Source organism: Burkholderia cepacia, from assembly GCF_001718835.1.
In the GTDB taxonomy this organism is placed as follows: domain Bacteria; phylum Pseudomonadota; class Gammaproteobacteria; order Burkholderiales; family Burkholderiaceae; genus Burkholderia; species Burkholderia cepacia_F.
In genome coordinates, this window is record NZ_CP013444.1 from 2,741,293 (window position 1) to 2,754,769 (window position 13,477).

8 protein-coding genes are annotated in these 13,477 nt (G+C 67.9%); 6 read left to right on the plus strand and 2 right to left on the minus strand.

Annotation, left to right across the window (positions count from 1 at the left end):
• The first annotated feature begins 177 nt into the window (after positions 1-177).
• A complete protein-coding gene (locus WT26_RS32065; protein WP_069274819.1) occupies positions 178-1,206 on the plus strand; it encodes a GlxA family transcriptional regulator in 1,029 nt (342 codons plus the stop codon).
• Positions 1,207-1,270: 64 nt separating this feature from the next.
• On the opposite strand, the gene WT26_RS32070 is transcribed toward WT26_RS32065, so the two are convergent.
• Entirely contained in the window at positions 1,271-2,683 is a 1,413-nt protein-coding gene (locus WT26_RS32070) for a discoidin domain-containing protein (protein WP_069274820.1), read from the minus strand.
• A 271-nt stretch (positions 2,684-2,954) separates the two neighbouring features.
• Here WT26_RS32070 and WT26_RS32075 point away from each other — a divergent pair, with 271 nt between their 5' ends.
• The 3 genes from WT26_RS32075 to WT26_RS32085 all read left to right on the plus strand — a co-directional run bounded on the left by WT26_RS32075 (position 2,955) and on the right by WT26_RS32085 (position 6,470).
• Complete coding sequence (locus WT26_RS32075; RefSeq protein WP_069274821.1) at positions 2,955-4,370, plus strand: PLP-dependent aminotransferase family protein; 1,416 nt, start codon at positions 2,955-2,957, stop codon at positions 4,368-4,370.
• A 167-nt stretch (positions 4,371-4,537) separates the two neighbouring features.
• Positions 4,538-5,560 (plus strand): class I fructose-bisphosphate aldolase, encoded by a 1,023-nt coding sequence (locus WT26_RS32080; RefSeq protein ID WP_059803455.1) that lies wholly within the window; start codon positions 4,538-4,540, stop codon positions 5,558-5,560.
• A gap of 55 nt (positions 5,561-5,615) precedes the next feature.
• The gene (locus WT26_RS32085; RefSeq protein ID WP_069271607.1) at positions 5,616-6,470 is read left to right on the plus strand and encodes a hypothetical protein; all 855 of its coding nucleotides are present in this window, start codon (positions 5,616-5,618) and stop codon (positions 6,468-6,470) included.
• A gap of 70 nt (positions 6,471-6,540) precedes the next feature.
• On the opposite strand, the gene fdhA is transcribed toward WT26_RS32085, so the two are convergent.
• On the minus strand, positions 6,541-7,737 hold the full coding sequence (fdhA, locus tag WT26_RS32090) for a formaldehyde dehydrogenase, glutathione-independent (protein ID WP_059525191.1): 1,197 nt from the start codon (positions 7,735-7,737) through the stop codon (positions 6,541-6,543).
• 298 nt (positions 7,738-8,035) lie between these two features.
• Here fdhA and WT26_RS32095 point away from each other — a divergent pair, with 298 nt between their 5' ends.
• Both WT26_RS32095 and WT26_RS32100 read left to right on the plus strand, forming a co-directional pair.
• Positions 8,036-9,832 (plus strand): ShlB/FhaC/HecB family hemolysin secretion/activation protein, encoded by a 1,797-nt coding sequence (locus WT26_RS32095; RefSeq protein ID WP_335622469.1) that lies wholly within the window; start codon positions 8,036-8,038, stop codon positions 9,830-9,832.
• Between the two features lie 160 nt (positions 9,833-9,992).
• Positions 9,993-13,421, plus strand: a complete 3,429-nt coding sequence (locus WT26_RS32100) for a GLUG motif-containing protein (protein WP_069274822.1) — start codon at positions 9,993-9,995, stop codon at positions 13,419-13,421.
• Positions 13,422-13,477: the final 56 nt, after the last annotated feature.

Consider the following 13,477-nt stretch of genomic DNA (forward strand, 5'->3'; position numbering starts at 1 on the left):
CCCGCGGCGGGTGCAGCCGGTCACGGATTCGGTGCAGTGCAGCAACGCGTTTGAGCCAAATCAACGTATGGAGCTAGGGTTTAGCCGTATGGCACGCTTGTTGCGCTGGCTCACACAATACCGCAGCCCGATCCGTGCCCCGGGCCTATAGCTATTAGAGATTTCAGGAAGCTCCCCATGTCGCCCGACCGCACAGCGTCGCTGTCCCACTTCGCGTTCATGCCGTTACCGAATTTCACGATGATCGCGTTCACCAATGCGATCGAGGTGCTTCGGATGGCGAACTACCTGAGCGGCCAGCCGCTCTACCGCTGGTCGGTCATCAGCCCGGACGGCGGCCCGGTCACCGCGAGCAACGGCCTGACGGTCGATACGGGCCCGGCCGAATGCGTGGGGCAGCCCGACATCGTGTTCGTGTGCGGCGGCGTCGACGTGCAGCGCGCGACCACGCCCGCCCATCTGTCGACGCTGCGCCGCTTCGCACGCGCGGGCATCCCGCTCGGCAGCCTGTGCACGGGCACCTATGCACTCGCGAAGTCGGGGCTGCTCGCGGGCTACGCGTGCGCGATCCACTGGGAGAACATGTCGGCGCTGAAGGAAGAGTTTCCGGACACGCGCTTCCTGAAGGAACTGTTCGTGATCGACCGCGACCGCATCACGTGCACGGGCGGCGTCGCGCCGCTCGACATGATGCTGAACCTGATCGCCGCGCGCGTGGGCACCGCGCGCGTCACGCAGATCGCCGAGCAGTTCATCGTCGAACACGTGCGCGACACGAGCGCGCAGCAACGCATGCCGCTCGTCGCGCGCCTCGGCTCGGCGAACAAGTCGCTGTTCGAAGTGATCTCGCTGATGGAGAACAACATCGAGGAGCCGCTGTCGCGCGAGGAACTCGCTCGGCTCGCGAACATGTCGCAGCGGCAACTGCAGCGCCTGTTCCGCGAACACCTCGGCATGACGCCGACCCACTACTACCTGACGCTGCGGCTGCGCCGCGCGCGCGAACTGCTGCTGCAGACCGACATGTCGATCATGCACATCACGATGGCGTGCGGGTTCCAGTCGGCGTGCCATTTCAGCAAGAGCTATCGCGACGCGTTCGGCGTCGCGCCGACCCGCGAACGCCGCAAGCAGGTCGCGCCGCTCGCGCAGGGGGTGGGCGGCGTGGGTTCGGCCTTCCCGGCGTCGCTCGCGATGCATGCGTGACGCCTGCATCGCATGACGTAAAAAAAGCGACCCGTCGGGTCGCTTTTTCGTTTGCGCTGGACGCTCAATACCCCCACACCTGCATTTCGTAGAGCGAGTAACCCCACTGCGTCGCGCGCTGCGTGCCGAGCATCCGCACGTAACGACCGCTGCCGTTGAGATTCGGGATCGCGACATGACCCCACGCCACGCCGTTGCTCGTCGAATAGATCGTCGTCCAGTTGACGTTGTCGTTCGATGTCTGGATCTGATAAACGCGCGCGCCCGCATCCCAGTACAGATCGACGCCGTTGATGGTCTTCACGGAACCGAGATCCACTGAGATCCATTGCGAACCGACACCGGCGCCTTCCGGCGAATCCCAGCGCGTGCCCGTCGTGTTGCCGTCGAACGCCTTGTCCGGCGTGAGCGACGCGTTGTAGCTCGCCGACGCGGCAGCCGGGCGCCCCTGCGACAGCAGCGTCGGCTGCGCGGCGGCCGGGCCGCCGTAATAGCTCGACCCGAGCTTGGCCTTCGTCGTGTCCGCGTTCACGCCGAATTGCGACAGGCTCCAGCGCTGGCCGGTCGTCACGTCACCGACGTAGAGCTGATAGCCGCCCGCCGTCGTCGACGAGAAGAACACGTAGTTCGTGCCGTTCACCGGCGCCGGATCGGAGTTGTTGCTCACGCAGTCGTTGATCGGCAGCGCGTTCGGCGTCGACGCCGGATCCGCGGTCTTCGTATAGATCTGGTCGGCCTGGCCGCTGTCTTTCCAGCGCGCGTAGAACACCATGCCGTCCGCACGCACGATCGGGTAGTACGTCTGCAGCCCGGCCGGATTGTCGAACGTCGCGGTCGCGCCGGTCGCGAGCGTGCGCTTCATCAGCCCCATGTTCGCGCCGGTGCCCGTCGCGTAGTACACGGCGCTCGAATCGGGCGCGAGATACGGCATCGAGTATTCGGCGCCGGCCGGCGCGTTCGTCAGGCTCACGACCGACGTGAACACCGGGCCCGCGCTCGTGTACGACAGCGTCGCCTGCTTGACGTCGCCGTTCTGCTTGAACACGAGCGTCTTGCCGTCGGCGCTGAACTTCGGATCCTCGTTGCGCGTGGCGCCCGTGCTGTTCGTCAGGTTGACGGGCGGCGTGCCGGCGCCGAGCTGCAGCATGAACACGTTCCATGCGCCGTTGCTGATGCCCATGAACGCGAGCCACTTGCCGTCGGGGCTGAACACGCCGTTCATCGGATCGGTGATGCCCCACGCGCTCTTGCTCAGTTGCGTCAGCGTATGGGCCGAGAAGTCGTAGAGGAACAGCTGGCTCGTGCCGTCGCCGTACTTGACGTAGCTGTGATAGACGAGCTTGCCGGTCAGTGCGCTCGGAAACGACGCGTTGGACTGGGCCGGAGGATTGCTGATGCAGGCCGCTTCGGCCGCGCCGCCGGAAAGATTGAGGGCGATACCGGCCACGAGGCCGGCGACGAGAGTCTTCAATTTCACGCTGGGTATTCCTGGGTGAGAGGTGGAGACGCCGGCAGACAAGGCCCCGCGCGAACGCGCAGGACCACGGATCAGCCGTCGGGCAGCGTGAATTCCGTATGGATTGGACACCGGATGAAAAAAGGTGCCGAGAGGATGCCCGTGAACCGTGCAAATGAAAAGGATCAGGGCCTTGAAAAAACAAGCGGATCAGATATGAGGACCAGATGGTGCGCGAGATGCCCCGTGCTACTCTTTTTTTCAACGAGGCACGGATCGGCAGAGGACACGCATGAAGCGATATGCGGCGCTGGCGCAGACGATAGCCGATTCCATTCGGCGCGGCGATCTGGTGCCCGGTGCGCGCATTCCGACCATTCGCGACGCCAGCAAGGCGTTCAAGGTCAGCCCGACGACCGTGTTTCGCGCGTACTACGCGCTCGAAAGCGAGGGTCTGATCGTCGCGCGGGCGCGATCCGGTTATTTCGTTTCGGATGTCGGGGATAAGCGCGCGCGCCCGAGCCACGGCCCGCCGCGCAAGCCGCCCGCTGCACGCAGCGGCGTCGACGATGCGCTCGCCAGGCTCATGGATTCCATCAAGGATCAGCACATCGTTCAGCTGGGGTCGGCATTCGCCAGCTATTCGCTGTTCCCGATGAGCGGCCTGTGGCGTGCGATGGCGTCGGCGGCCCGCAACATGGATCGCACGGCGCTGCTGTCCGGTTTTCCGCCCGGGGACGAAGGGCTGCGCCGCCAGATCGCGCTGCGCTACCTGAAGGCAGGCGCGGCGTTGCCGATGGACGAGATCGTGATCACGACCGGCGCGCTCGAAGCGCTGACGCTCAGCCTGCAGGCACTGACCCGCCCGGGCGATATCGTCGCGATCGAACGACCGGCATTCCACGCGGCGCTGGAGGCCGTGCAACGCCTGCACCTGAAGGCCGTCGAGATTCCGGTCGACCCGCGCACCGGCCTCGATCTCGACGCACTCGCCGAAGCGCTCGACCAGCATCCGATTCGCGCCTGCTGGTTCATGACGTCGTTCCACAACCCGACCGGCGCGACGCTGACCGACGAGCGCAAGCGCGCGCTGATCGACCTGCTCACCGCGTATCAGGTGCCGTTGATCGAAGACGACGTCTACAGCGAGCTGTATTTCGGGTCCGCGCCGATGCGCCCGGCCAAACTGTATGACGACAGCGGGCTCGTCCTGCATTGCGGTTCGTTCTCGAAATGCCTCGCGCCCGGGTTCCGGATCGGCTGGGTCGCGGCCGGACGCTACGTGCATCAGATCCGGCACGCGCAATGCGTCGCGGCGCCGTCGGCCGACGTGCCGGCGCAACTGGCGATATCGAGCTATCTGCAGGACGGCGGATACGACCGCTTCCTGCGCAAGCTGCGCCGCAATCTCGCCGCGCACCAGGCGCAGATGCTGGCGGCCGTGCGCACGTATTTTCCGGACGGCACCGAAGTGTTCGCGCCGCGCGGCGGGTATTTCCTGTGGATCGAACTGCCGCCGCGCGTCGACGCGATGCACCTGTTCGGCGATGCAATGGAAAACGGCGTCAGCATCGCGCCGGGGCCGATCTTTTCCGCGACCGGCGGATTCCGCCGCTATCTTCGGCTCAATTACGGCCGGCCGTGGACACCGGCCGTCGAGCACGCGATGCAGACCATCGGCGCGCTCGCGGCGCGGCAGCGGCAGTAGCACGGGACGTGCCTCGCCCATCGCGCGTAAATCAAAATCATCGCGCGCCTTGCGTTCTGCTCGACGCGCGACAAAAAATGAAGATCGGAGCACTGACGTTGCGACGCGCAACGTGGAAGCGACCCGGCCGCGTGGCGCTGCATCGCGGTCTTCATGGAGGCGATCAGATGAGCACCGACAGCGAACTCCAGGCGACGATCGACGCGCTCGTGCAGGACGGCAAGGGCCTGCTGGCCGCCGACGAAAGCGGCCCGACCATCGCGAAGCGCTTCAAGACGATTGCGCTCGAATCGACTGAGGAGAACCGCCGCGCGTGGCGCAGCCTGTTGCTGTCGACGCCGGGCCTCGGCGAATTCATCAGCGGCGTCATCCTGTATGAAGAGACGCTGGGGCAACGCGCGGACGACGGCACGCCGTTGCCCGAACTCGCCGAGCGCCAGCAGATCGTGCCCGGCATCAAGGTCGACACGGGCAAGATACCGCTCGCGCACGCGCCCGGCGACGAAATCACGCAAGGGCTGGACGGGCTCGCGATTCGCGTCGATCGCTATAAGCAGCAAGGCGCGCGTTTCGCGAAATGGCGCGCGGTGTACAACGTGTCCGACACGCTGCCGAGCCGCCTCGCGATCGAGGCGAACGCCGAGTCGCTGGCACGCTATGCGGCGATCTGCCAGGAAGCCGGCATCGTGCCGATCGTCGAGCCGGAAGTGCTGATCGACGGCGATCATTCGATCGCGCGATGCGCAGCCGTGACCGACGCGGTGCTGCACGCGGTGTTCGACGCGCTGCATCGGCATCGGGTCGTGCTGGCGCACATGCTGCTCAAGCCGAGCATGGTCGTGCCGGGCAAGGAGCACGCGGCGCAGCCAGGGCCCGCCGAGGTTGCCGACGCGACGGTCCGTCTGTTGCGCGGCGTCGTGCCGGCCGAAGTCCCCGGCATCTTCTTCCTGTCCGGCGGGCAGACGCCCGAGGAAGCGACGGCCAATCTCGACGCGATGAATCGCCTCTCCGGACGGCCGTGGCTGTTGAGCTTTTCCTATGGACGCGCGCTGCAGGAACCGCCGCTTGCAGCCTGGAAGGGACAGGCGGCCAATGTGCGCGACGCGCAGCAAGCGCTGCTCCTGCGCGCGCGCCTGAACGGTGCGGCCTGTCGCGGTCGGTACGACGCCGCCATGGAGCGCGCGGCATGAATGGATTCGGGCGGATTGCGTTCGGTCAGTCGGGCGGGTCCGTCCTCGTCGAACGATGCAAGTCCTGCTCAGCCGGAAAGTCATCGCGCGCGACACCCTGAAGGGTGCGCTGAACGCGCATGCCAGATCGCGACAGGCGGCCGGTTATCGCTGCAGTCAGTGCGGCTTCGTCGCTTTCCGCGCGCTCGAGCATTGCCCCGTATGCGGGAAGTGGAACTGGCCGTTCGATGCGCGTGCCGGCGGCCCGGCGCGGCCATCGTTCGACAGCTGGCCTGCGCGCATCGCACGTTTTCTGCATCACGCCGCGATCCATCAGCCGCGCGCGTCGTCGGCGCCGATGCTGAGCCTCGCGACGCTCGTGCTGGTGTTCGGCGGCTACGTCGCGCTCGACAGGATGTGCCAGGCGGACCCCGCCTGCCGCGCACCGAACCTGCCGAGTGCATCGGCGATCATCGGCGATTTGCGCACGCCGGCGGACCTGGCGTCACCGCTGGTGTCGCTGCCCGGCGATCCGGTGCTGCCGCTGGAGCTGCCGGCCTATCCGTTTCATGCGCTCGACGAAGAGCAACTCGTGGCCGACGCGGCCGTCGGCCCAAGCGTGGATCAACCCGCGGACCGGACGATCGCAAGCGCGGCGCCGGCCGGCATGCGGCATGCGAGCGCCGCGCGCGCGCCGGGCACGACGGTTGCCGCGCGGCCGTGCAAGGCCCATGCCGCACCCGGCTGCGCACGGGCGCATGCCGCGCCGATCCGCACCGCGGAACTGCGGAACAGGCCCTCCGTGACACATCCCGCACCGCCGATGATCCGCCCCGTCGACGCGCGCCCCGAGCCGGCGCGGCAACAGCAGGCGCGGCAACAGCAAGCGTCGAACGGGATGCACGCTACCCGGCTCTATCACGGGCATTAGGTCCGCATGCACGAAGGGCCGGAGCGTTCGACCGCCCCGGCCCTCTTCGTCTACCGTGCCTTCAGCCGCGTTACGCCGCCAGCAGCCCGTGCGGGTCGATGACGAATTTGCGCGGCGCGCCGCCGTCGAACTTCTTGTAGCCTTCCGGCGCCTGGTCGAGCGAAATCACTTCGACGTTGACGATCTTCGCGATCGGCAGACGGTCGAACAGGATCGCCTGCATCAGGTTGCGGTTGTACTTCAGCACCGGCGTCTGGCCCGTGAAGAACGAGTGCGACTTCGCCCAGCCGAGGCCGAAGCGGATGCTCAGGCTGCCGTGCTGCGCGGCCTTGTCCTTCGCGCCCGGATCGTCCGTCACGTACAGGCCCGGGATGCCGATCGCGCCGGCCGGCCGCGTGATTTCCATCAGCGAGTTCAGCACCGTGGCCGGTGCCTCTTCCGCGTGGCCCGACGAACCGTGGCCGTGTGCCTCGAAGCCGACGCAGTCGACCGCGCAGTCGATCTCGGGCACGCCGAGAATCTGCTCGATCTGCTCGCCGAGCGACGCGTCCTTCGACAGGTCGACCGTCTCGAAGCCCATCGCCCGCGCGTGCGCGAGACGTTCCGCGTTCATGTCGCCGACGATCGTCACGGCCGCGCCGAGCAGGCGTGCCGATGCGGCCGCCGCCATCCCGACCGGGCCCGCGCCCGCGATGTAGACCGTCGAGCCCGGCTTCACGCCCGCGCTCACCGCGCCGTGATAGCCGGTCGGCAGAATGTCGGACAGGCAGGTCAGGTCGCGGATCTTCGCCATCGCCTGGTCGCGGTCGGGGAATTTCAGCAGGTTGAAATCGGCATACGGCACGAGCACGTACTCGGCCTGGCCGCCGATCCAGCCGCCCATGTCGACGTAACCGTAGGCGCCGCCGGCACGCGACGGGTTCACGTTCAGGCACACGCCCGTATGCGTGTCCTTGCACATCGCGCAGCGGCCGCACGCGACGTTGAACGGCACCGACACGAGATCGCCGAGCTTCAGCGTCTCGACGTCGCGGCCGATCTCGACCACCTCGCCCGTGATTTCGTGGCCGAGCACGAGGCCGACCGGCGCGGTCGTGCGGCCGCGCACCATGTGCTGGTCGGAACCGCAGATGTTCGTGCTGACCACTTTCAGGATCACGCCGTGGCCGATCGCGCGGCCGCTCGGATCGACCATCTTCGGATAATCGATTTTCTGAACTTCGACCTGGCCCGGCCCAAGATAGACGACACCTCGATTGCTGCTCATCGTATTGTCTCCATGTCTCGTTGGATGGCGCTGCCGCACGCGACAGCGTGCTGTTCGAGAGTAGTCCCGGAGACAGGGGCGCCGATGTCTCAAACGCGACATGGGTTTGATTCGGGCCGACATGGGCGCGCCGGACGGCGTCTGCACGCGCATCCGGCGCGGCGCACCCCGTTTTCGACAAAATCTGACGAGACAAATCGATTACGCCGCGTGCCTAGTACTTATCCAATATGAATAGGCGGCGACGTTCCGTAGTATCCCCGACGCTCAACGCGCCATTGGCGCCAATCAGTCGAGGGTGAAAATTCGTCCTTTCCGCAGCATCCCCCAGCACGCCGATTCCGATGCCGCCGCCGTACCGGCGGCGTCAGGCCGGCGGCTGCCGTTACGCAACACATCTCATCCACGGCATCGAGCCGGCCGCGCCGTCCGCACGACACAATGGGAGCGGCTCTCGATCTGGCGCATCGGCGCCGCACTGCTGCTGCCGGGCATTGCGCACGCGTTGCCGCCGAGCGCCGGGCAATCGATGCGCGACATCGAGGCCACACGCCCCACCCTCCCCGCCGACACGCCGCCTGATCTCGCCATCCCGCCGCCGCCCGACGCGAAGCCACCGCCGGCCAGCGACGCGGGGCCGCGCGTACGGGTGCATGCATTCGTGATCGGCGGCAATCGTGCGTTCGATGCCGAACACCTGCAACCGCTCCTCGCGGATCTCGTCGGCCGCGAACTGAGCTTCGACGAACTCCGGCAAGCCGCCGACCGGATCTCCATGTATTACCGCGAACACGGCTACGTGCTCGCGCGCGCCTATCTGCCGCGGCAGGACATCGAGGGCGGCACCGTGCGCATCGACGTGCTCGAAGGGCGCTACGGCGCCGTCGAGCTGAACAATCGCTCGCGCGTGCTGGACAGTGTCCTGCGCCGGCCGCTCGCCGGCCTCCGGCACGGCGATGCCGTGCAGGGCGACGCGCTCGAGCGCAGCCTGTTGCTGCTCGACGATCTGGCGGGCGTCGCGGCGAAAGGCACGCTGCGCCCGGGTGCCGAAGCCGGCACGACCGACCTCTCCGTCGACGTCGAGCGCGGCCCGTTCGCGTCGGGCTCGCTCGATCTCGACAACTACGGCGACGCGCTCACCGGCCGCTATCGCGCCACCGGCAGCGTCGACGTCGAGGCGCCGCTGCGGCTCGGCGATCAGTTCACGCTGCGCGGGCTGACCAGCGACGCGCGTCAGCGCTATTACCGCGCGGCCTATCAGTTGCCCGTCGGCCCCGCGTCGACGCGGCTCGGCGTCGCGTATTCCGACATGCGCTACCGGGTCGGCGGGAGCTTCGACGATCTCGACTATCACGGCCGTGCGTCGGTGCAAAGCGCGTTCGTCGCGCAACCGCTGCTGCGCAGCCGTCGCGCGAACGTCAGCGCGCAGCTTCTCTACGAAAACAAGCGGCTGCGCGACGACTACGACGCATTCGACGTGCACGGCGCGAAGCGCATCCACATGGGGTCTCTCAGCCTCACCGGCAATAACCAGGACGACTGGCTGGGCGGCGGCCGCAGCAGCGCGTCCGTGACGTTCGGCATCGGCCGGATGAGCGGCAACGATCCGCTCGAATCCGATTGGCTCGCGAAAACGCACGGCCGCTTCGCCAAGCTGAACATCAGTGCATTGCGGCTGCAGGCCCTCACCGCGCGGCTGCAGCTCTACGTCCAGCTCAGCGCGCAACTCGCATCGCGCAATCTCGACTCGTCGGAAAAATTCAGCCTGGGCGGCCCGTATGGCGTGCGCGCCTATGCGCTGGGCGAAGGCAGCGGCGACCAGGGCTGGCAGGCCAGCGCGGAATTGCGCTATCTCGCCGCGCCGGGGTGGCAGGTCAGCACCTTCGTCGATACGGGACGCGTTCAGCTCAACAAGCAGCCGTGGAACCGGGAACGCAACACGCTGCAATTGTCGTCGGCCGGAGTCGGCGTCGGCTGGTACGGCGCGAGCCGGCAGGTCAACGTCGCGGTCTCGCAACCGTTCGGCAGGTCCGACGACGTGGCCGCGATCACGCGGTCGCCAGGAGTCTGGCTCCAGGCGACCCAGTATTTCTGAGTCGCCCGGCGCCAACGGCCGGCCCGGCAGCGCCGCGGGCCGGCAACCCGACGGCGGGCCGCATGACCGTCCGCCGCATGAAGCGGGAAGCCGTTCTGCTTCGCGATCGATCGATTAGGTTAACTGATCAATCACAAACTCATTCGTTACCGAGGAAACGATGAACAAGACCTACGCATTGGTATGGAATCACGCACAAGGGTGCTGGAACGCGGTCGGGGAAACCGCGCGCCGCCGCGGCAGGGCGGGCGGCAGCAAGCTCGTCGCGGCCGGCGCCGTGTCGCTGCTCGGCCTCGCCGCCCTGCCCGCCCACGCACTGCCCACCGGCCACGCGGTCGTCGCCGGCCAGGCCGACATCGCCACGTCGGTCGACGGCAAGACGATGTCCATCAACCAGCACTCCGACAAGCTCATCACCAACTGGCAGGACTTCGGCGTCGCCGGCGGCGAACGCGTGTCGTTCCACCAGCCCGGCAGTTCGTCGATCGCGCTGAACCGCGTGCTCGGGACGAACGGCAGCCAGATCCACGGCCGGATCGACGCCAACGGCAGGGTGTTCGTGGTGAACCCGAACGGCGTGGTGTTCGGCGCCGGATCGCAGGTCAACGTCGGTAGCCTCGTTGCATCCACGCAGAATCTTTCCGACGCCGACTTCCTCGCCGGCAACTATCGCTTCGCCGGCACGTCGGCCGCATCCGTCATCAACGCCGGCAACATCACCGCCGCCGACGGCGGCAGCGTGGCGCTGCTCGGTGCGCGTGTGTCGAACGCGGGCGTGATCCAGGCGAAGATGGGCCGCATCGCGCTCGGCGCCGGCCACGCATTCAAGGTCAACTTCGACGGCAGCGGGCTGCTCAACCTGCGGGTCGAGCGCGGCGCGGTGGATGCGCAGGCGCGCAACGGCGGCCTGCTGAAGGCGGACGGCGGCGAGGTGCTGATGACGGCGCGCGCGGCGAACGGGCTGCTGGACGCGGTGGTGAACAACAGCGGAACGATCGAGGCGCGCGGACTGAGCAGCCACGGCGGGCGCATCACGCTCGACGGCGGCACCGTGCTGGCCGGCGGTACGCTGGATGCGAGCGCCACGGCCAGCCAGGGCGGCGAGGTCGCGACGCGCGGCACGCACGTGCGCATTGCCGACGATGCAACGGTCGATACGCGTGGCGCGAACGGCCGCTCGGGCACGTGGAAGATCGACACGGCGAACGCGCGCGTCGCCGACGACGCGAACGCGACGATCGGCGCGGCCTCGCTGTCGCGCAACCTCGGCACGACCGCGGTCGAGCTGACGAGCACCAACGGTGCGCTGACGACCGACGGCGCGATCGGCTGGAACAGCGATCACGACCTCACGCTGACGTCCCTGCACGGCGACGTGAATCTCGGCAAGTCGCTGACGGCCAGCGGCGCGAACGCTCGGATCGCCGTCAACGCCGCGCGACGCATCAACGTCAACGACAAGGTCGCGCTCACGGGCCGCAACGCCGGCCTCGCGCTGAACTCGGGCGACGGGCATGCGTTGAACGACAACGCAGCCGTCACGCTGTCGGGCGAGAATGCGTCGTTCAGCGCGAACGGGCAGGCCTATCGCGTGATCCACAACGTCGACCAATTGCGCGCGGTCGATACGAACCTGAACGGCCGCTACGTGCTCGGCAAGGCGATCAAGGGCAGCGGCGCGTTCCGCAGCATCGGCGGCGATGCGGCGTTCACCGGCACGTTCGACGGCCTCGGCAATACGATCTCCGGGCTGTCCGTCTACAACAGCGCGCCGTTCGTCGGCCTGTTCGCCGTCAATAGCGGCACGATCGCCAACCTGACGCTCGATTCGGTGTCGGCGCGCGGCACGGCGAACTACCGTGGGGCGCCCGTGGCGGTGGGTTCGCTGGTCGGTGCGAACGTCCGGGGCACGCTGTCGAACGTGCACGCGCGCAATGTCACCGTCACGAGCGGCGGCGCGCCCTCCAACGTCGCCGGCGGCCTCGTCGGCGTGAACCTGAGCGGCACGATCGACCGCGCGTCGGTGTCGGGCCGCGTCGCCGGCGACCGCTACACGACCGCCCTCGGCGGGCTCGTCGGCGAGAACGTCACGTCGCCCGATGCCCGCTCCGGCACCGCGACGATCACCAGCAGCCACGCCGACGCGAGCGTCTCCATCGATGTCGCCGGCACGCTTCCCAACAACGAGAAAACCGGGATCGGCGGCCTGGTCGGCTTCAACAGCGGCGATATCCGCGATTCGTCGAGCAAGGGGCAGGTGTACGTCGCAGGCGCCGGCGCAGCTGTCGGCGGTCTCGTCGGGCGCAACACCGGCACGGTCGGCGGCTCCGATGCGGCCGGCCGCGTCACCGCCGGCACAGCAAGCACTGCCGGCGCACTGGTCGGCGTCAACTCGGGCGCCATCGCCGCATCGCGTGCAAGCGGCCGTCTCACGGCCGGCGTGCGCGGCACGGCCGGCGGCCTCGTCGGTCGCAACAGCGGCCAGGTGACGAGCTCCTACGCATCCGGCAACGTCGAAGCCGCGACAAACGGCATCGCGGGCGGCCTCGTCGGTGTGAACGACGGGCACGTCGACCGCTCCAATGCGACCGGCGAGGTTTTCGCGGGAGATAACGGCGTGGTTGGCGGGCTCGTCGGCACCAACGCTGGCCGCATCCATGCATCGGACGCACATGGCTACGTGGCGGCGCGCGGCGCTGCCGGCGCCGCGGGCGGGTTCGTCGGCATCAACCGAGGGAGAATCGACGCGTCGAACGCAAGCGGCGACGTGATGACCTTTGCAAGCGCGCCAGCGGGCGGCTTCGTCGGCCGCAACGCGGCCGGCGGCATCATCGACGGATCCAGCGCACGCGGCAACGTGGATGGTATGGATACCGAATCGATCGGCGGCTTTGCGGGCGTCACCGACGCGAATTCGACGATCAGCACGTCGTCCGCACACGGCTCGGTGCGTGGCGAAGCGACCAGCCGCGTCGGCGGCTTCGTCGGTACCAACGGCGGCCGCGTCACGAACGTCAGCGCATCCGGCACGGTCCGGGCCGACGAAAACGGCGAGGTCGGCGGCCTGATCGGCCGGAATACCGGAACCGTCGATTCGTCATGGGCGAGCGGCACCGTCACGGCCGACGGTGCAAACCAGGCGGGCGGACTGGTCGGCTTCAACAGCGGCACGGTACGAAGCTCGCATGCGTCGGGGGCCGTCGTCGCCGGCAACAAGAGCAATGTCGGCGGGCTCGTCGGCAACCACGCGGGCGGCACGATCGAGTTGTCCGACGCGACCGGCAACGCGACGGGCGGCCGCAACGCCAACGTCGGCGGCCTGGTGGGTCTCAACGGCGGCAGGATCAGCCAGTCGTCGTCGTCCGGCACCGTGAGCGCCGGCTTGTACGCGAACCTCGGCGGCCTCATCGGGACGAACCAGGGCACCGCGCAAGCGTCGTCGACCAGCAGCCGGGTCGCCTACGAGTTTGGCCGTGGTCAGCAATACGGCGGCATCGCGGGCTTCTCGAAGACGTCGATGCAGGGCAATACGGTATCGGGCGAAGCCATGAACGTGCCGTTCGTCGGCAACCAGTTCGGCATCCACTGACTGTGACCCGGCGCAGGCGGGCAGTCTGACCGCCTGCGCCGGCACACGGCGGCGGG